The organism is Pseudocitrobacter faecalis (assembly GCF_965231525.1).
Lineage (GTDB): Bacteria > Pseudomonadota > Gammaproteobacteria > Enterobacterales > Enterobacteriaceae > Pseudocitrobacter > Pseudocitrobacter faecalis.
The window spans coordinates 1,786,048-1,806,770 of sequence record NZ_CBDDNJ010000002.1 but is presented as its reverse complement, the minus strand read 5'-3'; the positions used below and the strand labels follow the sequence as shown (position 1 = coordinate 1,806,770).

The window sequence follows — 20,723 nt, the reverse complement described above, 5'->3', positions numbered from 1 at the left end:
CTTATGCGCGTTTGAGGTAATCCAGCACCAATTGGTTGAAGGAATCTGCATGTTCCCATTGCGCCCAGTGCCCGCAGTCGCGGTAAATGTGCAGCTCAGAGCCATTAATGCCGGAAAGCAGACGTAAACCTGCATCCATCGGGACGAAACGGTCGTTGCGGCCCCAGACAATCAGCGTCGGGGCTTTAATTTCAGCCAGCCGCGGGCTAAAGTCCGGGAACTGTTTCGGGTTGGCTTCCAGGCTCTTAATAAAGTTTTCCAGGTGATCGCGACGCGCCAGCATATTATTGAGACGCGCTTCAAACAGCGCCTCGGTCAGATCGCTTGGGTCGTAGACGAAGATGTTCATCATCTTCTTCAGGTTCTCGATATTGGGTTCACGATACAGGCCATTCAGCAGCTTAATACCTTCCGTCGGCATCGGGGTGAACAGGCTCATTCCGCCCGTACCGCCGCCCATCAGTACCAGTTTGCCGACGCGTTCCGGCCAGGTTAAGGTAAACGCCACCGCACTGTGCCCGCCCATGGAGTTACCCAGCAGATGCACCTTCTGGATATCCAGCTGATCAACCACGCTTTTCAGAATGCGCGCGTTGAGGTCGGAACGGGAACCGCTATTAATGATGGTGTCACTCTTCCCCCAGCCCGGACAGTCGAGCAGGATAACGCGGTAACCGGCTTCCACCAGCGGGTCGATGTTACGGCTAAAGTTCGCCCAGCCGGTTGCGCCGGGGCCTGAGCCGTGCAGCATGACGACGGTTTCATCGCCCTGCCCACAATCGTTAAAATGGATGCGCAGCGTCTCGCCGCCCTCTTCAACATTCAGAAAACGGCTGGTTGCGGCTTCAGTTTGCGGTTGATAGGTCATTGTTTTTCTCCTGCTTTAATTCTGTGAACGGGCGCTGAGGGAACCAAAACCGGCAATCCATTCAGGGATTGGGCGGTAGTAACGCCCCTCGGTGCGATAGTCGCCAAAGGCCGACAGCGCAGCGAACGCGGCAACCCAGGTCTTAATTTCGTGGGTAGATTTCCCGGCAATGGCCGAAAGTTCTTCATTACTGACGGCATCCAGCTCGCCCAGACGCTTCTGTTCAAGCAGCGTCATAAACTGGTTATCCCAGACCGGGTTGAGCGGATGCAGGCTTTTCTGGTCTTCAATAAACTTCTCGGCGGCTTCGATGACGCGGCGCTGACGCAGCTCACGCTCGTCCGGCGGCAGATGCTTACCGCTGCCCAGCAGACGATCGCGCATGTGGGCGTCTACCTTCGCCAGCTCCGGCACCGGCGGCTGATGCGATAACCCGCCAGACCCCAGAATCAGGACGCGCTTGTTGAGGGTCGTGAGGAAACGGCCAATCACTTCCCCCATCATGCGGGTACGCTGGAAACCGGGCAGCGGCGTGGCGACACCGTTAATGAAGATGGGCAGCACCGGGCGAGAATCCAGCCCGCCTAACAGAAACTCCAGCGGCTGGGCAAAACCGTGGTCAACCTGCATACAGTAGGAAACCGCCAGGTCGATGCCGTTTTTCATGGTGTAGTGTGCGCAGGCCTCTGCGATATCCGTCGGCACCGGCAGTTCACCCGCAGCGCTGGAGAAATCGCCAATCGCCGTCGCGCCAACGCCCAGGCAGAACGGCGGCATCACGTCGTAGAAGAAGCCGTTGTAGTGATCGGGCGCAAAGAGCACCACCAGTTCCGGGTCAAAAGCCGCAATGCGTTTGCGCGCTGCAGCAATCACGCCATCCACTTCATCCAGTACCGCCTGGGCCGGGTCGACATAGCCGACCAGCGGCGTGTGGGAGAGACAATGCAGATATGCGTTCATATCAGGCCACCTTTTCAACAGGAGCGGAGGATGAAACGGCTTGCAACGCCATGACGCTGGCAAGCAGGTTTAGTTGGTTACCCAGCGTTTGCGGAATTGCCAGCGCGGCGACAAAACGGTCCGGGCGAATGACCGCCACCGACGCATCCTGCGCCGCAAACCAGGTTTTCAGGCGGTTTTGCGTATCACCGAGGCGAAGCACGCCCTCGACGTTGTCCTGCGGGGTATGAATCTGTACGTCTGGCACGATCTGCATGAATTGCGTACCCAGCGCGCGCCAGCGGGCAATTTGCTGCTCGCTCATGCCCCACAGCGGGTTGCAGCCCCAGCCGATAATGGCGAATTTTGCGCCAATCACGTCATCCAGCAGCGTCACCTCGCCGTTCTCTCGGGTCACTTTCGGCTGAATAAACATCTTGCCGACCGGGGAGTTTTTGGCGCTGGCGTCCATCACCAGCGCGCCTTCGCGGTACTGCGGCATCGGTTTAAAGCGCATTTCGAGGAAATAACGTTTTACCGGCGGGATATAGTTCAACAACCACGAGATGCCATCACGCACGTTGCCATGCCAGCGTTTTGCCGGGGCGAGGACATTTCCGGCGGTAACGGATAAATCAATCATCGCTTTGGCATGGTCACGACGCTCCTGCTGGTAGGTATCCAGCAGACGCTCACCCGCGTTACCGTTCACCACCAGCGCCAGTTTCCAGGCGAGGTTGAAGGCGTCGCGCATCCCGCTGTTATAACCCTGCCCCTGCCAGACCGGCATGATGTGCGCGGCATCGCCCGCCAACAGAATACGATCAACACGGAAACGTTCGGCAATGCGCGCGTTGTGGGTGTAAACGCGCTGGCGAATCAGTTCAACGTGATCGGGATTCGGCAGCACTTTGCTCAACAACTGACGCATGTTGTGCGGCTCGCTCAGTTGTTCTTCGGTTTCGCCCGGCATCACCATGAACTCGAAGCGGCGCACGCCATGCGGCAACGCAGCGGAAACATAAGGACGTACCGGGTCGCAGCACAGATAGATGTGTGGTGTCGCCAGAGGATCGTTGGCGATATCTATCACAATCCATTTATTCGGTGCGGTTTTGCCTTCAAACGGCACATTGAGCGTACGACGCACCACGCTTGCCCCACCATCGCAGGCCACCAGCCAGTCAGCTTTCACCGTTTCGCGCTGCCCTTCCGGGCCTTGCAGATTAATCGTGACACTGTCACTATTTTGACTAAACGCTTCCAGCTCGCGTGAGAAAAGTACCCGCACGTTCGGGAAACGCGCCAGCCCTTCATACATCACCGCATCGACCTGCGGCTGAATAAAGGCGTTTCGCCGCGACCAGCCAAACTCATCGGTCATTGGTTGAATATCAGCAAAGCAGCGACCTTTTGGAGTCAGAAAACGCATCGCATGCCACGGTGTGGTATGGGGCAACACTTTCTCCACCAGGCCGACCGACTGCATGGTGCGCAGCGCTTCATCGTCAATACCGATGGCGCGCGGATAGTCGATCAGTTTGTCGAGCTTCTCAACTACCAGTACTTCGACGCCCATCTGCCCAAGGTAGTTCGCCATCATCAGGCCCACCGGGCCCGCACCAATAATGGCGACCTGAGCGGACTGCTGAACGGCAGGCTGGATATCGGGATTTATCGTTGTCATGTCATTACCTCACTTCTCGGACCAAATGATCGGTACGGATACGCCCGCGCCGCCATTTGTTAAGTTGATGTAAATATTTTTTTATAATGCGCTCAGTATATGTCCGGTAATTTAGGCTACAATCAAAACAGGCCCGGATGTGCACTCTGTGCACACCGTTGTTTTAGCTATAGAATTGTCAGGAAATATGAAGAATAACGAGGCGACGGAATACAAAACGGTACGCGGATTAACCCGAGGGTTAATGTTATTAAACTTGTTAAATAAATTCGACGGAGGCGCGTCAACCGCGACGCTGGCTGAGTTTAGCGGCCTGCATCGCACTACCGTGCGGCGACTGCTGGAAACACTTCAGGATGAAGGCTACGTTCGCCGTAGTTTGTCCGATGACAGCTTCCGTTTGACGATGAAAGTTCGTCAGTTGAGTGAAGGATTTCGTGACGAACATTGGATTTCTGCACTTGCAACGCCATTACTTGGCGAATTATTGCGCGAAGTCATTTGGCCGACTGATTTAACCACGCTCGACGTTGACGCAATGGTGGTACGCGAAACCACGCACCGTTTTAGCCGTCTCTCTTTTCACCGTGCCATGGTGGGGCGCCGCCTACCGCTGCTGCTGACCGCGTCGGGTATTACCTGGCTGGCGTTTTCCGCGGAACACGACCGCCAGCCGATTATCGACATGCTGGCTGGCCGCCCGGAGCCGGAGTATCAACTGGCGCGCGAACCCGAGAAGCTGGCATCAATTCTGGAACGCACACGACATAATGGCTACGGGGAAAACTTTGGCGGCTGGCAGCAGGAGGAAAAAATCGCCTCGATCGCGGTGCCGGTACGCAGTCAGGGCCGGGTAATGGGCTGTCTGAACCTGGTGTATATCGCCAAAGCGATGACCATTGAACAGGCGGCAGCGAAGCATTTGAGTGCGTTACAGCGGGTAGCGAAGCAGATTGAGGCGCGCATGGAGGAGCAGGAGATTATCTATGAGCACCCCTCACCCTAATCCTCTCCCACAGGGAGAGGGAACCGATCGAGCCGGGTTTGCAGATCTCTCCCTGCGGCTGAGAGCCCCATCGCGCACCCTCCCCCAGAAATTAATAGGTATCTCCCCCACAACCATTTGCAATCCCCATCGTTATATATTCAAATACACATCGAAATTTTCCGTCCCTTAGAGCCACTTCATGTTGAATGTAAAACGTCTGCTTCCCGGCATCGCGCTGCTCTGCGCCACGTGTGCCGTTGTTTCACCCGCCGAGGCGGATCGCACGCTCACCGACCAGCTTGGCCGTCAGGTCACCCTGCCCGATACCGTTAACCGGGTGGTAGTATTGCAACACCAGACGCTCAATCTGCTGGTGCAGTTAGACGCCAGTAAAGACGTGGTTGGCGTACTCAGCAGTTGGAAAAAACAGTTGGGCCCCGATTTCGCACGCTTTATGCCGGCACTCTCCTCTTTGCCCATGCCCGGCGACCTGACGCAGGTGAATATCGAAAGCCTGCTGGCTCTGCGCCCGCAGGTAGTATTCGTCGCCAACTATGCGCCTGCGGCGATGATTCAGCAGATTCAGAACGCCGGGATCCCGGTGGTCGCGATTTCGCTGCGTGAAGATGCCGCCGGTGAAAAAAACAAGATGAACCCGACGATGGCTGATGAAGAACACGCCTATAACGAAGGGCTGAAACAGGGTATTCGCCTGATTGGCGCGGTGGTGAATCGCGACAAACAGGCAGACGAGCTGATCCGCTACACCTTTAGCGCGCGCCAGAAATTCAACGCACCGGTCGCGGATATTCCCGAAGACAAAAAAGTCCGCGTTTATATGGCGAACCCGGATCTCAACACCTACGGCTCCGGAAAATATACCGGGCTAATGATGCAGCATGCGGGTGCGATGAACGTCGCAGCGGCGACCGTGAAAGGTGCGCGTCAGGTGTCGCTGGAGCAGGTATTGCAATGGAACCCGCAGGTGATTTTCGTGCAGGATCGCTACCCGGACGTGGTGAAAGAAATCACCACTGATCCACAATGGCAGGCCATTGATGCCGTGAAAAATCATCGCGTCTGGCTGATGCCGGAATACGCCAAAGCCTGGGGCTACCCGATGCCGGAAGCGCTGGCGATTGGCGAATTATGGATGGCGAAGAAACTCTATCCAGAGCGCTACAAAAACGTCGATGTCGATGCTCAGGCCCAGGATTATTACCAACGCTTCTACCGCACTGACTGGCAGCCGCATGCTCAACCGTAGTCAGCCGCTGGCGCTTCAGGGTGGGTTGATGCTGCTCACCCTTTTTCTTGCCGTGGTGTCCCTTTGCTTTGGTCAGTATCCTCTGCCCCTGCGCGATGTGCTCTGGCAGCTGTTTCATCCCAATGCGTCTGCGGATATCGCGCAGCAGATAGTCTGGTCAGTGCGCTTACCGCGCGTGTTGATGGCGCTGCTGGCGGGGGGCGCGCTGGGGTTGTGCGGTGCGACGCTTCAGGGCGTGTTCCAGAATCCGCTGGTCGATCCGCATATCATCGGCGTTACCTCCGGCTCCGCTTTTGGCGGAACGCTGGCGATTTTGCTGGGGTTTAGCGCCCCGCTGATGATGGGATCCACGTTCTTCTTTGGCCTGCTGGCGCTGTGCCTGGTCTATCTCATCGCTGCGTTACAGGGGCGAGAAAGCACGCTGATTTTGATCCTCGCCGGGATCATTCTCAGCGGTTTCTTTGCCGCGCTGGTAAGCCTGATGCAGTATCTCGCCGATACGGAAGAGACGCTGCCCAACATCGTGTTCTGGCTGCTCGGCAGCTTTGCGACCGCAAACTGGCACAAAACGCTGATGCTCGCGCTCCCGGTCGCCCTGGCCGCTGCGGTCCTATTTAAACTGCGCTGGCGCATTAATTTACTGACCCTCGACGATAAAGATGCGCGCGCGTTGGGCGTTAACGTCACACCGCTACGTCGCGGGGTGCTGGTGTGCTGCGCTCTGCTGGTTGCCGCACAGGTGGCGGTAAGCGGCAGTATTGCGTGGTTGGGATTGGTGATTCCCCATCTGGCCCGTTTGCTGGCGGGTGCGGATCACCGTCGCCTGCTGCCAACCGCGTTCTGGCTGGGTGCCAGCTTTATGATTGTGGTGGATGACGTGGCGCGCACGCTGACGGCGGCGGAGATCCCCATCGGCATTCTGACCGCATTGATTGGCGCGCCGCTGTTTACCCTGTTACTGGTGCGCAACGCGCGCCGAGGAGCCCGCTCATGACCGCGTCACTTTCTCTGAATGCATTGGTATATGGTCATCAGCAGCCGTTGTTTTCCCCGATGACACTCGAGTGCCGTCCCGGTGAAATCTGGGCGGTGTTGGGGGCAAATGGGCGCGGGAAGAGCACATTGCTCGACACAGTAACTGGCGTGCTGCGGGCAATCTCTGGCAGCATACTTGTGCGTGGCGGCGTGGGGATTGTGCCGCAATCTTTTCGTCCGGCGTTTGCCTGGCGGGTACGGGATGTGGTGCTGATGGGCCGTGCGCGTCACATCGCCCTGTTTGCGCAACCCAAACAGGAGGATGAGCAACAGGTGACGCAGGCGCTGGCGCAGCTCAATATTACGCATCTGGCCGATACATTGTTCCACGCCCTTTCCGGCGGCCAGCAGCAATTGGTGATGATTGCGCGCGCGCTGGTCAGCGCCAGTCAGAATATTTTGCTCGATGAGCCCTGCTCGGCGCTGGATCTCGCCAATCAGCAAACCGTGTTGCAGCTGATCAGTAACCTGGCTCATGGTCAGTCGCGCACGGTGGTGTTCACCACACACGATCCCACTCATGCGTTACAAATCGCCAGCCACACGTTGCTGCTGTTGCCCAACGGCGAGTGGCTGGCAGGCGCAACATCGGACATCGTTCAGGAAGAAAACCTGCAACGCGCGTATGGCCTGCCGGTGCGTAAAATTCAGCTTATTGATTACGCATGCCCGGTTCTGGCGCCGCTGTTTTCAATTTACCGCTAAAAAACCTGCGTCGCGCAGATAACGTTGCCCAACGTCCGCAAGGATAAAGGCATACAGTGTCTGCGCATTTTCACTCTCAGCCAGCCGTGCGACATGGTAATCACAGCGAATATTCTGCACCAACGGAAGCGAAACCACGCGCAGAGCGTCGTCGTGCGTTAACGCGGCGGCATAGTGCGCATAGCCGATAAACAGATCGGTCAGCTCCTGTTGCAGCAACCATTTACTGGCGATTTCACCTGACGGAATGCACAGTGAGTCGCGCCCGCCGACCAGTTGCATAGCGCGGGATTTCAGTTGCTCACCGAGGCCGGGATAAAGGCTGTTTATATTATCAAACAGCTGCCAGGTGTAATCACCGGAAGGGTCACAGCCTGGCGTGGAGGTCGCCAGCCGCAAGGCTGGGTTGCGCAGAAGTGTTAATGCGTCGCTCCTGAGATGGCGACGCGCGGTCAGAATTAGCGTGTTGCGGGCAAAGATCTGGCTTTCCCGCGCCAGTCCCTGCGCAACCAGCGTTTGTGGGTGCTGCGCGTTAGCCGAAGCAAACACATCGCACGCCTCACCCGCTTCGATACGCTCACGCAGCAGCCCGGCCGGACCAAAATTCAGGTTCACCGGGATGGCGGTTTGCGCGGTAAAACATTCAATCAGAGGAATAAATGCGCGACGCAGGCTGCCTGCGGCGAAAAGCGTTAAGGGGGATGGCATAGCAATATCCAGCGGGAAAACGGATATTTTAGCGGGATTATGCGCAATGTGCAGCCCGTAAAAATGCCGGGGGCGCTGCGCTTGCCCGGCCTACAAGGGCTGATATTCCCGTTGGTCTGATAAGCGCAGCGCATCAGGCAAAAGCAGCATTAATCGATTTGAGCCAGGGCGCGCAACTGTTCCGGCGTTGCCACGGGGAGATGGAAGAAATCGAGATACGCGGGAATCATCTCAAACAACATATCCGTGCCCTGCTGAGTCGCACAACCGCGCGCTTTTGCCAGCGCCAACAGTGGCGTGACGGCCTGCTTCATGACCACTTCACCGACGAACATCTCCGGCGTAAGCAATTCAGCGGGCAGCGGCAACGGATCATCCGGGCTCATCCCTAAAGGCGTCGCGTTCACCACCAACTGATGTCCGGTAGGATCGTTCGCCATCAGGGTGATTTTCAGCCGTGGGTAATGCGCCTGTAAACGCGTAGCGAGCGCCGCAGCCATTTCCGGGCGGTTGTCATACAGGCTGAGCGCCGTAACGCCTGCCGCCGCTAAAGAGGCGGCAATCGCCGAGCCTACTCCGCCGCTGCCCACCACCAGCGCGCGGGCCCCACGGGTTTGAAAGCCTTTGCGCTGAATACCGCGCACGAAACCGTCGCCATCGAACATTTCGCCGGTAAGCGAGCCATCCGCCTCGCGACGAATGGCATTGCATGCGCCGGCAATGGCCGCTGTCGGGCTCAGACGCGCCATGAGCGCACAGGTCGCCACTTTGTGCGGCATAGTGACCAGCGCTCCGGCAATATTGGTCATTTTGAACAGTGTCGGGACGAAAGCCGCGTAATCCTCAGGCGTGACGCCCACCGGCACCACTCTGGCATCCACCTGCTGATCCGCAAACCACGGGTTGTAGATCATCGGTGCTTTGAAGCCTTCCGTCGGATAACCCAGATGGGCAATTAACCGCGTGTGACCACTAATTTGCATCGGTTTCTCCCTGCGTAATATCCAGTTCAATACGTTTTACATCACCAAGAATAAAGAGATATGCCACCACGCCGAGCAGTGCGGCCCCGCCGATATAGATAAGCGCATAGAAGAAGTTGCCAAAGGCGGCGACGATAAAACCAATCACCAGCGGAGTGAGGATACCCGCGAAGTTAGCGCAAAAGTTAAACAACCCGCCGGTGAGGCCACCGAGTCCTTTGGGCGCCATATCGGAGATAAGCGTCCAGCCAAGCCCGACCATTCCCTGCCCAAAGAACGCGAAGGACATCACCAGGATCACCGCCGTGTCGCTCTCCAGCCAGTTAGCGGAGATGATGCAGCTTGCCATCAGCAGCCCCACCACGATCGGCAGCTTACGGCCAAGGTTGGCGCTGCCTGTGGCTTTAAGAATTTTGTCCGATACCCAGCCGCCGAACATCACGCCGCCCGCCGCCGCCAGGAACGGCAGAATGGCGAAGAAGCCCACTTTCAGCCACGGCATATGGCGCTCGGTTGCCAGATAAGTGGGGAACCAGGTAAGGAAGAAGACCAGCACCGTGTTGCCGGCAAATTGCCCAATACTGGCCCCGAGAATTTGCCGTTTGCTCAACAACTGGCGCACCAGCGGCCAGCTGAAATGCTTTTTTTTCTCCGTTCCGGTGGTGATACCGCCGCCTGCCGCGATGTAATCTCGCTCCTGATCGCTCAGATGTTTATCTTCGTGCGGTTCGCGATAACAGCGCCACCACACCAGCGCGAATAGCAGACCAAAGACGCCAACGGTAATAAACAATGTTCGCCAGCCAAAACCATCCATTATCCAGAACAGTAATGGCGCGAAGCAGGCCAGCCCGAGGTATTCCCCCACCGTATACACCGCCGTGGCGCGCGCGCGCTCCTGCTGCGGGAACCAGGCGCTGACGACCCGACTGTTGACCGGGAAGCATGGCGCTTCACTCACCCCAAGGCCGAAACGGCACAGCAACAGCGTTTTCAGGCCAATCGCGAAACCATGCAGTAAGGTAAACAGCGACCAGAAACTCAGCGCCAGTAAATAGGTGACTTTGTTGCCAAAGCGGTCAAGGAACATCCCGCCGGGAATTTGCGCCAGCGCGTAAGTCCAGGCAAATGCAGAGAAAACAATCCCCATCATTGCCGCGCCTATCCCCAGATCTTGCGTCAGTTGTGGGGCGGCGATACCTAAAACCGTTCTGTCGAGATAATTGATCATAGTACCCGCGGCCAGCAGCGTCAGAATACCAATACGCCGCCGTGAGCGGGGAACCGCCGCCACCGCCTCAACGGTTGCCACGCGATTATGGCTATATGTGTTCATAGGGCTTACCTGTCGTTGTAGAGTGCAGATGAATGTTTATTGTTATGGTCTTATGTCCGAAATGAACCGGATGGTACAGTTAAAGCATCTGACGGTACTGCATCGCCGAAAGGCGTACGGCGGCATTTACCGCCCCGTACTGGGCGTAACCACCGCGCCTTTCGGTCAATTCGAAAAAGAAGCGCCCTTCACTGAACGGCCAGCTATAGCGATGGAAAAACTCACCACCCTGCGCATCGCGGTCATACAGAATTTGCTGCTGTTGCAGGGTTGCCATCCCTTCCGCCTGACCAAAGCGCGCGACCAGATCCTCGTAATAATTCGCCGGAACTGGCAGCGAAATGGCCGGGGAGAACGGCGGCATCGCCGGTAAATCGCGACAGGAAAAAGCGGCGTGCTGCAAGCCCGCGCCCTGATAACAAGCAACAGAGCGCGCAATCTGCGTGGCACGGCTTTGCGAAATATTGAGTGCAAAACGAATATTGCCCTGCGGGCTTTGCACTGCCAGGCTGCGCACCAGTCCGTACGGGTCGGGCATGGTTTGTTCGTGCTCAAGCTCAAAACCAAACACCGAGCGGAAGAACATCACCCAGTTATCACGGCTGTCGGCTTCCATACCCAGTGCCAGATGATCGATTCCTGTAAAACCCTCAAGGTTATCATCAGGCGTCAGGGTGAAGTCCTGGGTGTAGATATTTTGTTTCTCATCAACCAGATAGATAAGGCTCCCGTCCGGCGCGCACACCGCCGGAATGGTGCTTTCATTCGGGCCGACTTCCCCTTGCCAGGTGGCATAGCCGTACGCACGTGCCCGGGCAATCACCGCCGTACTATCGCTGACGCGCAACGCCATCGCGCAAAGAGAGACGCCATGACGTTGATAGAAGTGATCCGCCCAGCTGTGCGGTTGATAGTTAATGATGACCCGCGCATCGCCATTGCTCCACAGCGCCACCTGCTTAGAACGGTGCATTCCGGTCTGTCGAAAGCCCATTCCCGCCAGCATCGAGCCCAGTTTTTTCGCCTCTGCGGCGCTGGCGGTAAACTCAATAAACTCCATACCGAGCCATTGTGGCAATGGCTCGGTGACAAACAGATCCGCATCGCTTTTACTCAGCGCCATGCGGGTTTGCTCCTCCAGCCACAGCAGAGAGCGATACCCATCTTTCGCCGTCGCGCCGTTGGGCGAGGCGCGAAAACCGTCGTTAAAAATTTCCAGCGACCAGGGGCCACGATAGCCACGGCGCGTCAGTTCTGTCGCGAATTCAATCAGCGGCAACTCGCCCTGACCAGGGAAGCAGCGAAAATGGCGGCTCCACTCCAGCACATCCATCTTCATTAGCGGGGCATCTGCCAGTTGCAGGAAGGTGATTTTCTCCAGCGGCACCTCATTCAGGCGCGTGAGATTATCCCCAAGCGACAGCACGTGAAAACTGTCCAGCACAATCCCCATCGCCGGGCTATTGACTGCGTTGACGCGCTCCCACGCCTGATACCAGCGATTGACGTGTGTCCCCCAGGCCAGCGCTTCGTAGCCAATATGGATATTCTCCTGCTCCGCCAGCGTTGCCAGCGCCCGCAGATCGGCAACCTGCAGGTCAAAATCTGCCGAGCAGTTCGGCGAGACATTGCTGCACAGCAACATGGTGTCGCACCCCAGCTCATGCATCAGCGCGAATTTACGTTTCGCTCGTGCAAGATTGGCGGCAAACTGTTCGCGGCTTGCGCCTTCGAAGTCACGAAATGGCTGAAATAAGGTAATTTTTAAGCCCAGATCGTCGGCCAGCATTCGGATATCGGTGGGCGTACCGGTATAATAGAGCAGATCGTTTTCAAAGATTTCAACGCCCTGATAGCCCGCCGCCGCAATGGCGCTCAGTTTTTCAGGCAGCGTACCGGAAATGGAAACGGTGGCAATGGAGCGCAGCATAGGTTTCGCCCTGTGTGAATGAAAAGATGAAACGAATATGAATCATTTGGTTCATTTACGCCAGATTCGGTTGCTAAATTGTGATCATTGTGTGTATTTTTTGTTCTTGAGAAAAAACAGGAGTTGCTATGTCCGCCGTTGCTCACGATGAAGCACAGTCTCTGAAAGACAGGATTTTTACCGCCGCGATCGCCGTTTTCGCCGAGCATGGGCTCGCCGGGGCGCGTATGGAACAAATTGCCGGGGAAGCACAAACCACTAAGCGCATGGTGGTGTACTACTTCAAAACGAAGGAACAGCTTTATCAGGCCGTGTTGCAGCACGTTTATGCGCGTATACGTGAAACGGAACAGCAACTGGGGCTGGAAAATGTGCCACCGGTCGAGGCGCTGGTGCAACTGGTGAAATGGAGCGTGCGTTATCACGCCACGCATGCCGATTACATGCGGATTATCTGCATGGAGAATATGCAGCGCGGGAAATGGTTATTATCGTCCGATGACTTTAAGCGGGTGAATAAGAGCGCGCTTTCGCTGCTGGAGAATATTCTTCAGCGCGGTCAGCAGCAAACGATTTTTCAGCCCGGCGTGGAAGCGCGCGATGTGCACCGCCTCATCAGCAGCTTCAGCTTTTATCAGGTCTCCAACTTTTACAGTTTTAATAGCCTGTATCTGGATGGCCCGTTGCCGGAAATTGATGATGAAGCGTTAATTGCGCATCACAGCGATATTGCCGTTAAAGCGGTGCTACGTTTTGTGATTGCCTGAGTACATTGCCCGGCGGGGTTATTGCCCTGCCAGTGCTTTAATCACCTTTTCCATGGCTTCGCGCGTCAGTTCTGAACGCTGAATCTTACTGTTCGCCAGCGCCGTACGTACCACGCCCGCAATCACAATATGTTTCGGTTCCTGGCCCAAATCGCGCATTTCGAGCACAACTTTACCGACCACTCGACACATCTCCTGGTACAGAACCTCGTCTTTACTCAAACTTCCCATTCCGCGCGCTCCCTGTTTTCCATTAATAATCAAAATATTATTGATTCAAATTTAATATAAATCAAATTGATGAATTCACGACTTTTTGTGCCGCAAAACGGCCTGTTACGGCGAGGAATTCATCAGTAAACCTTACCGCGTTGTTATAATACCTTACTGGAAAGGTTTTTATTTTGTTAATCCTTACCTTTCTGATTTTGAAACGCTGTTTTTATTTTCTTTTTGTGTTGTTACACCGTATAATACGCGCCGATTCTTTCTTGAATGGTTTCAGCTCATTGAACTGTATTAATAACCAACATAATTATCGTACCCTTCAGTTTGCTGACCTACGAGCACACTTTCCTCTGCACGCTTTTTTGATGTCACCTATCCTTATGATGGCGTGGCGTCGCAAGTTTCGTAACACAGGTTTGACTCCGTGGCTGTGCGCTTATGGAGCGAGATTCCCATATCCTTCTCAACTTACTCAACTTAAAGACTAAGACTGTCATGAAAAAGACCAAAATTGTTTGCACCATCGGTCCGAAAACCGAATCCGAAGAGATGTTAGGCAAAATGCTCGATGCGGGCATGAACGTAATGCGTCTGAACTTCTCCCACGGTGACTATGCTGAACACGGTCAGCGCATCCAGAACCTGCGCAACGTGATGAAGAAAACCGGCCAGAAAGCCGCTATCCTGCTGGATACTAAAGGTCCGGAAATCCGCACCATCAAACTGGAAGGCGGCAACGACGTCTCCCTGAAAGCAGGCCAGACTTTCACCTTCACCACTGACAAATCTGTTGTCGGTAACAACGAAATCGTTGCTGTCACCTATGAAGGTTTCACCACCGACCTGTCCGTTGGCAATACCGTTCTGGTTGACGATGGTCTGATCGGCATGGAAGTTACCGCTATCGAAGGTAACAAAGTTATCTGTAAGGTGCTGAACAACGGCGACCTGGGTGAAAACAAAGGCGTTAACCTGCCGGGCGTTTCCATCGCGCTGCCAGCACTGGCTGAAAAAGACAAACAAGACCTGATCTTCGGTTGCGAACAAGGCGTTGACTTTGTTGCGGCGTCCTTCATCCGTAAACGTTCTGACGTAGTCGAAATCCGTGAGCACCTGAAAGCGCACGGCGGCGAGAAGATCCAGATCATCTCCAAAATTGAAAACCAGGAAGGCCTGAACAACTTCGACGAGATCCTCGAAGCGTCTGACGGCATCATGGTTGCGCGTGGCGACATGGGCGTTGAAATCCCGGTTGAAGAAGTTATCTTCGCGCAGAAAATGATCATCGAAAAATGTATCCGTGCACGTAAAGTCGTTATCACTGCGACTCAGATGCTCGATTCCATGATCAAAAACCCGCGCCCTACCCGCGCAGAAGCCGGTGACGTTGCCAACGCCATCCTGGACGGCACCGATGCCGTAATGCTGTCTGGCGAATCCGCGAAAGGTAAATACCCGCTGGAAGCTGTGACCATCATGGCGACCATCTGCGAACGTACTGACCGCGTGATGACCAGCCGTCTGGAGTTCAACAACGACAGCCGTAAACTGCGCATCACTGAAGCCGTTTGCCGCGGCGCGGTTGAAACTGCTGAGAAACTGGACGCGCCGCTGATCGTGGTTGCTACCCAGGGCGGTAAATCGGCTCGCGCAGTGCGTAAATACTTCCCGGATGCCACCATCCTGGCGCTGACCACCAACGAAACCACCGCGCGTCAGCTGGTGCTGAGCAAAGGCGTTGTGCCGCAGCTGGTGAAAGAAATCTCCTCTACTGATGATTTCTATCGTCTGGGTAAAGAAGTCGCTCTGGAAAGCGGTCTGGCGCAGAAAGGCGACGTTGTCGTGATGGTTTCTGGCGCACTGGTACCAAGCGGAACCACCAATACTGCATCCGTACACGTACTGTAATAATTTACAGATCTATTTCAGATGCGAATAAAAAGCGCCCTTCGGGGCGCTTTTTTTATTACGTCTAATCACCACGCTCAATAAAAAAGCAAATCAGATTTTACTCTTTAAACTAAAATTATCTAAGACGAATCCGATGGAACTCCCCTGTTTTCATAGAGTTTTTCTTTCATCAGAGGGAAAGTCGATGCTTCTTTGAGCGAACGATCAAAAATAAGGGTTTTCGGATAAAAAAATATTCTCAAGATAAAAAAGTTTGTGTAATACTTGTAACGCTACATGGAGATTAACTCAATCTAGAGGGTATTTATAATGAATCGTACTAAACTGGTACTGGGCGCGGTAATCCTGGGTTCTACTCTGCTGGCAGGTTGCTCCAGCAATGCTAAAATCGATCAGCTGTCTTCTGACGTTCAGACTCTGAACGCTAAAGTTGACCAGCTGAGCAACGACGTGAACGCAATCCGTTCCGACGTTCAGGCTGCTAAAGATGACGCAGCTCGCGCTAACCAGCGTCTGGACAACCAGGCTCACTCTTACCGTAAGTAAGAGTTCTGGTAATAAAATGGCGCACATTGTGCGCCATTTTTTTTGCCTGTGATTTAACAATCGCTACTGCGTTATCGTTCCCGAAACTTCGCCCTCCGACACCGCATCACCACGCTGCATCGATAATGACGGCTCTGTCGAGCGCGCTGTGCCACTTTCAGCACTCACGGCGACCGGATACCCCGCCCGACGCGTCAACGCCTTCTGAAGCTGCTCCTTGCGTACATCCGCATGCTGTGAGAACTGCGTGAAGTCAGACGAGAGCGTGAAGCTCAGATTCTGCGTATCCTGTTCCGGATTCTGCGATAGCGGACGATGCACTTCCACGTAACGCATGCCATTCGGCTCAACGGAATATTTCACCGGCTCGTTGATGACGCGCACCGGCGTGCCACTACGAACCTGGCTGAACAGCGCTTTGATATCCGGCGCATTCATACGGATGCAGCCTGAACTTACGCGCAGACCCACGCTGTCCGGCGCACTGGTGCCGTGAATCAGATATTCACCGTTACCGTATGCCAGACGCAGTGCATAGCGCCCCAGCGGGTTATTTGGCCCGGCAGGTACTACGGCAGGCAGATGGATCCCCTTCGCCGCAGAACGCGCGCGAATGCCCGCTGGCGGCGTCCAGGTTGGATTGGGGATCTTCTGACCGATGCGTGTGGTCATCTCCGGCGTTTCAAGCCCCTGTAATCCGATACCAATCGGATAAACCTGAACCTGATTTTCTCCCGGTGGATAGTAGTAGAGCCGTAGCTCAGCCAGGTTGACGATGATGCCTTCACGCGGAGCATCCGGCAGCAGCATCTGCGATGGGATGGTTACGACCGTTCCCGGTTTCGGTACCGGCGCCATGGTGTTATTGGCTTCAATAAGCAGCATCGCCGCCGTGTCAAAACGTCGCGCAATGGCCTGTAAGTTACGATCGCTCTCCTGAACCGTGTAGGTTTGGTTCTGGCCAATCAGGCGACTGTTGGCCGGAGGAAGCGGATAATCAACAGCCCAGGCGCTATGTACCGCACTAAGAGCCGCTAAGATGCTAAGAGTTATAAGAGACGCGCGCTTCATATGGGATTCCTTATTCACATTCACTGACAAACCGCCAGAAAGCAGAACGGCCAGCGAGGCGGTTCCTGCCTCGCGTAACTGTATGAAAGCTGTCTATATTATATTAGCTGAAGTTAGCGACTTGCGCGCGAATCGCGCGAATCATGGCTTCCAGCCCCTGCGAGCGCGAGGGCGTGAGGTGTTGGGTCAGCGCCATCTGGCTGAACCACGGGCGAACGTCAAAGGCGAGAATGTCGTCCGGCGTCATTTGGTCATAGAGAATAAACACCACGGCAATCAATCCTTTCACAATTGCCGCATCGCTGTCGCCCTGTAGTTCGACAATACCGTCCGCATTACGGGAAACCACAATCCACACCTGGCTCTGGCAGCCCTGAATACTGTTTTCCGGGTTATGTGCCTCCGGTGTCAAGGGCGCAAGACGCTGCCCCAGCTCAATAATGTAGAGATACTTCTCCTCCCAGTTTGCGCACCGGCCAAAATTACGCAGCAGCTTCTCTTTATCCGGTAAAGCAGCCATTATCCCTCCCTGTTATCCCAATAAGTGATGAATGCGTCGCAGCCCCGTCACCAGACGGTCGACCTCTTCAAAGGTGTTATACATCGCCAGTGACGCCCGGCACATTGCCGGCACCTGATAAAATGACATCAGCGGCATCGCACAATGATGTCCGGTTCGCACGGCAATGCCGTAGTTATCCAGGAAACTGCCGACGTCATAGGCGTGGTGCGTGCCGAGGTTAAAGGCGATAACGCCCAGTCTGTCCGCCGGGCCATAAAGATGGAGATCGGGCACGTCTGCCAGCGCGGCCAGGGCGTAATGCATCAGCGTTTGTTCATACTCGCCAACCGCTTCAAGCCCCAGCGCATTGAGATAATCGAACGCCGCGCCGAGCCCCATAATACCGCCCGTATTCGGCGTCCCGGCCTCGAAGCGCCACGGCGCTTTCGCCCAGGTCGTGCCTTCCGTCAGGCTGACGGTCGCAATCATTGAGCCGCCCCCTTCCCACGGCGGCATCGCCTGCAGTATTTCTTCTTTCACATACAGCACGCCGATCCCCGTCGGCCCATACAGTTTATGGCCCGAAAAGGCATAGAAATCGCAGTCCAACGCCTGCACATCGACCGGGTGATGCATCACCGCTTGCGCGCCATCAATCAGTGCTTTCGCGCCGTGTTGATGCGCCAGTGCGATAAGCGCCGCCACGGGGTTTTCTGTGCCGAGGACGTTAGACACCTGGGTCACCGCCAGCAATCGTGTGCGCTCGTCGAAAAGCGTTGGTGCAATATCCATCTGCAATGTGCCATCAACATTGAGTGGGATCACGCGCAGTTCCGCGCCTGTCCGGGCGCAAAGCATTTGCCACGGCACAATATTGGCGTGGTGCTCCATCGCGGTGATCACAATGTTATCGCCTGCACGGACGTTGTCGTTTCCCCAACTGTTGGCCACCAGGTTTATCCCTTCGGTGGTACCGCGCACGAAAACCAGTTCTTCAGCGGAACGGGCATTAAGGAAGTTTGCCGCTTTCTGACGCACCTCTTCCATCCGCTGCGTCGCTTCAGCGCTCAGCGTATGAATGCCACGATGCACCGCCGCGTAACCATGACGATAAAACTCCGCTTCTGCGCGGATCACCTGCTCCGGTTTTTGCGCGCTGGCGGCGGAGTCGAGATACGCCAGTGGCTGACCATTCACTTCCCGGCTTAACACCGGGAAATCGTCGCGCACCTGTTGTACGGAAAATGTCATTGTGAATCTCCTGGCAAGCGCTGGCCGATCCGCGCCAGTACCTGCTGTTTCAGCGCATCATGGGCGATGGCTTCCGTCAATTCGGCAGCAAAGGCATAGATAATGATTTTGCGCGCGTCGCTGTCGTTTATACCGCGCGAACGCAGATAAAAAAGCTGTTCATCATCAATGCGCCCGACCGTCGCGCCATGGCTGCATTTTACGTCATCAGCGTAAATTTCCAGCTGCGGTTTAGTATCCGCCTCCGCCAGTCGCCCCAGCAGCAGATTGTTATTGGTCATCTGCCCGTCGGTTTTGATGGCGTGTTTCGCCACGTTAATCAGACCATTAAATACCGCACGGCCTTTATCGCTGACGATAGTTTTGTGCAACTGACGGCTGTTGCAATAGCCTTTGTTGTGTTCAAGCCAGGTGCGGGTGTCGCACACTTCCGTATTGATCGGCATCGCCAGGCTGTTCATGCGTAAGGTGGTGTTTTCACCGTTTAACTGAGTGCTGGTGTGGTGTCGCGTTACCGCCGCGCCGAGCAGAAAACTGCTGCTGTGAGCGCTGGCATCCTGACCCAGCCGAATGTCGTTATGGGCAAAGTGGAAGCTCTGCGGATTTTCAAAGGCCAGCTTTAGATGATGCAGATGCGCATTGTCCGCCACATCCATGGTGAATCGCGCCCCGGTAAAGTGGCGTTGATCGTTGAGGCTGACGTAATGTTCAATCACCGTCGCTTCCGCGCCAGTTTCCAGCGTGATGTGGTGGCGATAATGGGCGGTGTTCATTTCATCGCCCATCAGGCCCCGCGTGATGTGCATAAGCAGCAACGGTTTCGCCGGACGTTGATTACGGGCGATGCGTATGTGCGTCACCGTTGCCGCGAGGCTTTCGGTGAGATGCAGAAAAACTTCGCCGTTAACCGCCGCAGGCAGGTCTTCACGCACGTTATTGACCGCAACCTCAAACCCGCTCTCGTCCAGCGCATCGCTCAGTCCAGGCGCAAACTGACCGTCGACAAACACCAGACGCCACGCATCCATCGTTAAGGCCAGTGAATCGGGCGCAATATCTTCAAGCGTGGTCAGCCGTGGCGCGACAAACTGGCTATTGAGCAGGCTATCCAGTGCGGTGTATTTCCAGTCTTCATCTTTACGCGTGGGCAGACCCAGTCGCAGCACCTGTTGCAAATGTTCCCGCGCCTGAGGGGAACGCTGTTCGCCCTGCGCCTCAAACAGATGATGCCACTGTTGCAGCGCGTTACTGCTGTTCGGTAAGCCAGCCATAGCCCTGCTCCTCCAGTTGTTTCACCAGGGTAAAGTCGCCGGATTTCACAATCCGCCCCTGATAAAGCACATGCACCACATCCGGTTTGATGTAGTCGAGAATGCGCTGGTAGTGGGTGACGATGATAAATGACCGCTTACCATCACGCAGAGAGTTCACGCCGTCTGCCACAATCTTCAGGGCGTCAATATCCAGCCCGGAATCCGTTTCATCCAGAATGCACAGCTCTGGCTCAAGCACCGCCATCTGCAGGATGTCATTGCGCTTTTTCTCACCGCCGGAGAAGCCGACGTTAACCGAGCGGGTCAGCAAGTCCTGCGGCATTTTCAACAGGTTGATTTTCTCTTCCATCAGATCCTGAAAATCAAAGCGATCCAGCGCGTCCTGACCACGATATTTACGCACGGCATTCAGCGCCGTTTGCAGGAAAAACTGGTTGCTGACGCCCGGTATTTCTACCGGATACTGGAACGCCATAAAGATCCCTTCCCCCGCCCGCTCTTCAGGGGAGAGTTCCAGCAGGTCTTTACCCTTAAAGGTCACCGTGCCGCCGGTCACTTCATAGTCTTCGCGCCCGGCAAGCGTAGCGGAAAGCGTACTTTTCCCGGAGCCGTTCGGCCCCATAATGGCGTGCACTTCCCCCGGCTTTACCTCAAGGCTCAAGCCGCGCAGGATTTCTTTCTCTTCAACGGCAACCTGTAAATCTTTGATACTTAACATAGAGATCCC

The 20,723-nt window shown here is 55.4% G+C and carries 21 protein-coding genes; 8 read left to right on the top strand and 13 right to left on the bottom strand.

Annotated elements, in window-relative coordinates:
• Position 1: 1 nt before the first annotated feature.
• From mhpC to ACOXYR_RS09370, 3 genes are read right to left on the bottom strand one after another with little or no spacing between them, the layout of a single operon-like run.
• Positions 2–868 (bottom strand): 2-hydroxy-6-oxonona-2,4-dienedioate hydrolase, encoded by an 867-nt coding sequence (gene mhpC, locus ACOXYR_RS09380; protein WP_421356181.1) that lies wholly within the window; start codon positions 866–868, stop codon positions 2–4.
• A 15-nt stretch (positions 869–883) separates the two neighbouring features.
• Positions 884–1,828: a 2,3-dihydroxyphenylpropionate/2,3-dihydroxicinnamic acid 1,2-dioxygenase gene (mhpB, locus tag ACOXYR_RS09375; RefSeq protein WP_108476818.1), complete on the bottom strand. Its 945-nt coding sequence runs from the start codon at positions 1,826–1,828 to the stop codon at positions 884–886.
• A gap of 1 nt (position 1,829) precedes the next feature.
• Complete coding sequence (locus ACOXYR_RS09370) at positions 1,830–3,494, bottom strand: bifunctional 3-(3-hydroxy-phenyl)propionate/3-hydroxycinnamic acid hydroxylase (protein ID WP_421356182.1); 1,665 nt, start codon at positions 3,492–3,494, stop codon at positions 1,830–1,832.
• Positions 3,495–3,681: 187 nt separating this feature from the next.
• Between ACOXYR_RS09370 and ACOXYR_RS09365 the strand changes: the two genes are divergently transcribed.
• The 4 genes from ACOXYR_RS09365 (at position 3,682) to ACOXYR_RS09350 (ending at position 7,489) form a co-directional block, all read left to right on the top strand.
• Positions 3,682–4,500, top strand: coding sequence for a DNA-binding transcriptional regulator (locus tag ACOXYR_RS09365; protein ID WP_113856985.1), 819 nt, complete (start codon positions 3,682–3,684; stop codon positions 4,498–4,500).
• A gap of 181 nt (positions 4,501–4,681) precedes the next feature.
• On the top strand, positions 4,682–5,749 hold the full coding sequence (locus ACOXYR_RS09360; RefSeq protein WP_421356183.1) for an ABC transporter substrate-binding protein: 1,068 nt from the start codon (positions 4,682–4,684) through the stop codon (positions 5,747–5,749).
• Entirely contained in the window at positions 5,736–6,743 is a 1,008-nt protein-coding gene (locus ACOXYR_RS09355; RefSeq protein WP_421356184.1) for a FecCD family ABC transporter permease, read from the top strand. Before ACOXYR_RS09360 ends, ACOXYR_RS09355 begins: the two co-directional genes overlap by 14 nt.
• A complete protein-coding gene (locus tag ACOXYR_RS09350) occupies positions 6,740–7,489 on the top strand; it encodes an ABC transporter ATP-binding protein (protein WP_421356185.1) in 750 nt (249 codons plus the stop codon). Before ACOXYR_RS09355 ends, ACOXYR_RS09350 begins: the two co-directional genes overlap by 4 nt.
• On the opposite strand, the gene ACOXYR_RS09345 is transcribed toward ACOXYR_RS09350, so the two are convergent.
• The 4 genes from ACOXYR_RS09345 to ACOXYR_RS09330 form a co-directional block, all read right to left on the bottom strand.
• The gene (locus tag ACOXYR_RS09345) at positions 7,475–8,197 is read right to left on the bottom strand and encodes a substrate-binding domain-containing protein (RefSeq protein ID WP_421356186.1); all 723 of its coding nucleotides are present in this window, start codon (positions 8,195–8,197) and stop codon (positions 7,475–7,477) included. The two genes, ACOXYR_RS09350 and ACOXYR_RS09345, sit on opposite strands and share 15 nt — an antisense overlap.
• A gap of 149 nt (positions 8,198–8,346) precedes the next feature.
• Positions 8,347–9,180: a shikimate dehydrogenase family protein gene (locus ACOXYR_RS09340; RefSeq protein WP_421356187.1), complete on the bottom strand. Its 834-nt coding sequence runs from the start codon at positions 9,178–9,180 to the stop codon at positions 8,347–8,349.
• On the bottom strand, positions 9,170–10,516 hold the full coding sequence (locus tag ACOXYR_RS09335) for an MFS transporter (protein ID WP_407731144.1): 1,347 nt from the start codon (positions 10,514–10,516) through the stop codon (positions 9,170–9,172). Before ACOXYR_RS09335 ends, ACOXYR_RS09340 begins: the two co-directional genes overlap by 11 nt.
• Positions 10,517–10,595: 79 nt before the next feature.
• Entirely contained in the window at positions 10,596–12,446 is a 1,851-nt protein-coding gene (locus tag ACOXYR_RS09330) for a bifunctional sugar phosphate isomerase/epimerase/4-hydroxyphenylpyruvate dioxygenase family protein (protein WP_421356188.1), read from the bottom strand.
• Between the two features lie 128 nt (positions 12,447–12,574).
• Between ACOXYR_RS09330 and ACOXYR_RS09325 the strand changes: the two genes are divergently transcribed.
• Entirely contained in the window at positions 12,575–13,213 is a 639-nt protein-coding gene (locus tag ACOXYR_RS09325) for a TetR/AcrR family transcriptional regulator (RefSeq protein WP_015964207.1), read from the top strand.
• Between the two features lie 18 nt (positions 13,214–13,231).
• Here ACOXYR_RS09325 and fumD read toward each other — a convergent pair whose 3' ends face one another.
• Entirely contained in the window at positions 13,232–13,444 is a 213-nt protein-coding gene (fumD, locus tag ACOXYR_RS09320; RefSeq protein ID WP_350435781.1) for a fumarate hydratase FumD, read from the bottom strand.
• A 224-nt stretch (positions 13,445–13,668) separates the two neighbouring features.
• Between fumD and ynhH the strand changes: the two genes are divergently transcribed.
• The 3 genes from ynhH to ACOXYR_RS09305 all read left to right on the top strand — a co-directional run bounded on the left by ynhH (position 13,669) and on the right by ACOXYR_RS09305 (position 15,898).
• Positions 13,669–13,929, top strand: coding sequence for a protein YnhH (ynhH, locus tag ACOXYR_RS09315; RefSeq protein ID WP_421356203.1), 261 nt, complete (start codon positions 13,669–13,671; stop codon positions 13,927–13,929).
• 7 nt (positions 13,930–13,936) lie between these two features.
• Positions 13,937–15,349, top strand: a complete 1,413-nt coding sequence (gene pykF / locus ACOXYR_RS09310) for a pyruvate kinase PykF (protein WP_015964205.1) — start codon at positions 13,937–13,939, stop codon at positions 15,347–15,349.
• 312 nt (positions 15,350–15,661) lie between these two features.
• Positions 15,662–15,898, top strand: coding sequence for a major outer membrane lipoprotein (locus ACOXYR_RS09305; RefSeq protein ID WP_007374746.1), 237 nt, complete (start codon positions 15,662–15,664; stop codon positions 15,896–15,898).
• Between the two features lie 63 nt (positions 15,899–15,961).
• On the opposite strand, the gene ldtE is transcribed toward ACOXYR_RS09305, so the two are convergent.
• The 5 genes from ldtE to sufC all read right to left on the bottom strand — a co-directional run bounded on the left by ldtE (position 15,962) and on the right by sufC (position 20,714).
• On the bottom strand, positions 15,962–16,969 hold the full coding sequence (gene ldtE / locus ACOXYR_RS09300; RefSeq protein WP_421356189.1) for a L,D-transpeptidase LdtE: 1,008 nt from the start codon (positions 16,967–16,969) through the stop codon (positions 15,962–15,964).
• Between the two features lie 103 nt (positions 16,970–17,072).
• Positions 17,073–17,489, bottom strand: coding sequence for a cysteine desulfuration protein SufE (gene sufE / locus ACOXYR_RS09295; protein WP_421356190.1), 417 nt, complete (start codon positions 17,487–17,489; stop codon positions 17,073–17,075).
• A 12-nt stretch (positions 17,490–17,501) separates the two neighbouring features.
• Positions 17,502–18,722: a cysteine desulfurase SufS gene (gene sufS / locus ACOXYR_RS09290; RefSeq protein ID WP_421356191.1), complete on the bottom strand. Its 1,221-nt coding sequence runs from the start codon at positions 18,720–18,722 to the stop codon at positions 17,502–17,504.
• Positions 18,719–19,993: a Fe-S cluster assembly protein SufD gene (sufD, locus tag ACOXYR_RS09285; RefSeq protein ID WP_415728596.1), complete on the bottom strand. Its 1,275-nt coding sequence runs from the start codon at positions 19,991–19,993 to the stop codon at positions 18,719–18,721. The genes sufS and sufD overlap by 4 nt, the downstream gene beginning before the upstream one ends.
• Positions 19,968–20,714 (bottom strand): Fe-S cluster assembly ATPase SufC, encoded by a 747-nt coding sequence (gene sufC, locus ACOXYR_RS09280; RefSeq protein ID WP_113856996.1) that lies wholly within the window; start codon positions 20,712–20,714, stop codon positions 19,968–19,970. Before sufC ends, sufD begins: the two co-directional genes overlap by 26 nt.
• Between the last annotated feature and the right edge of the window lie 9 nt (positions 20,715–20,723).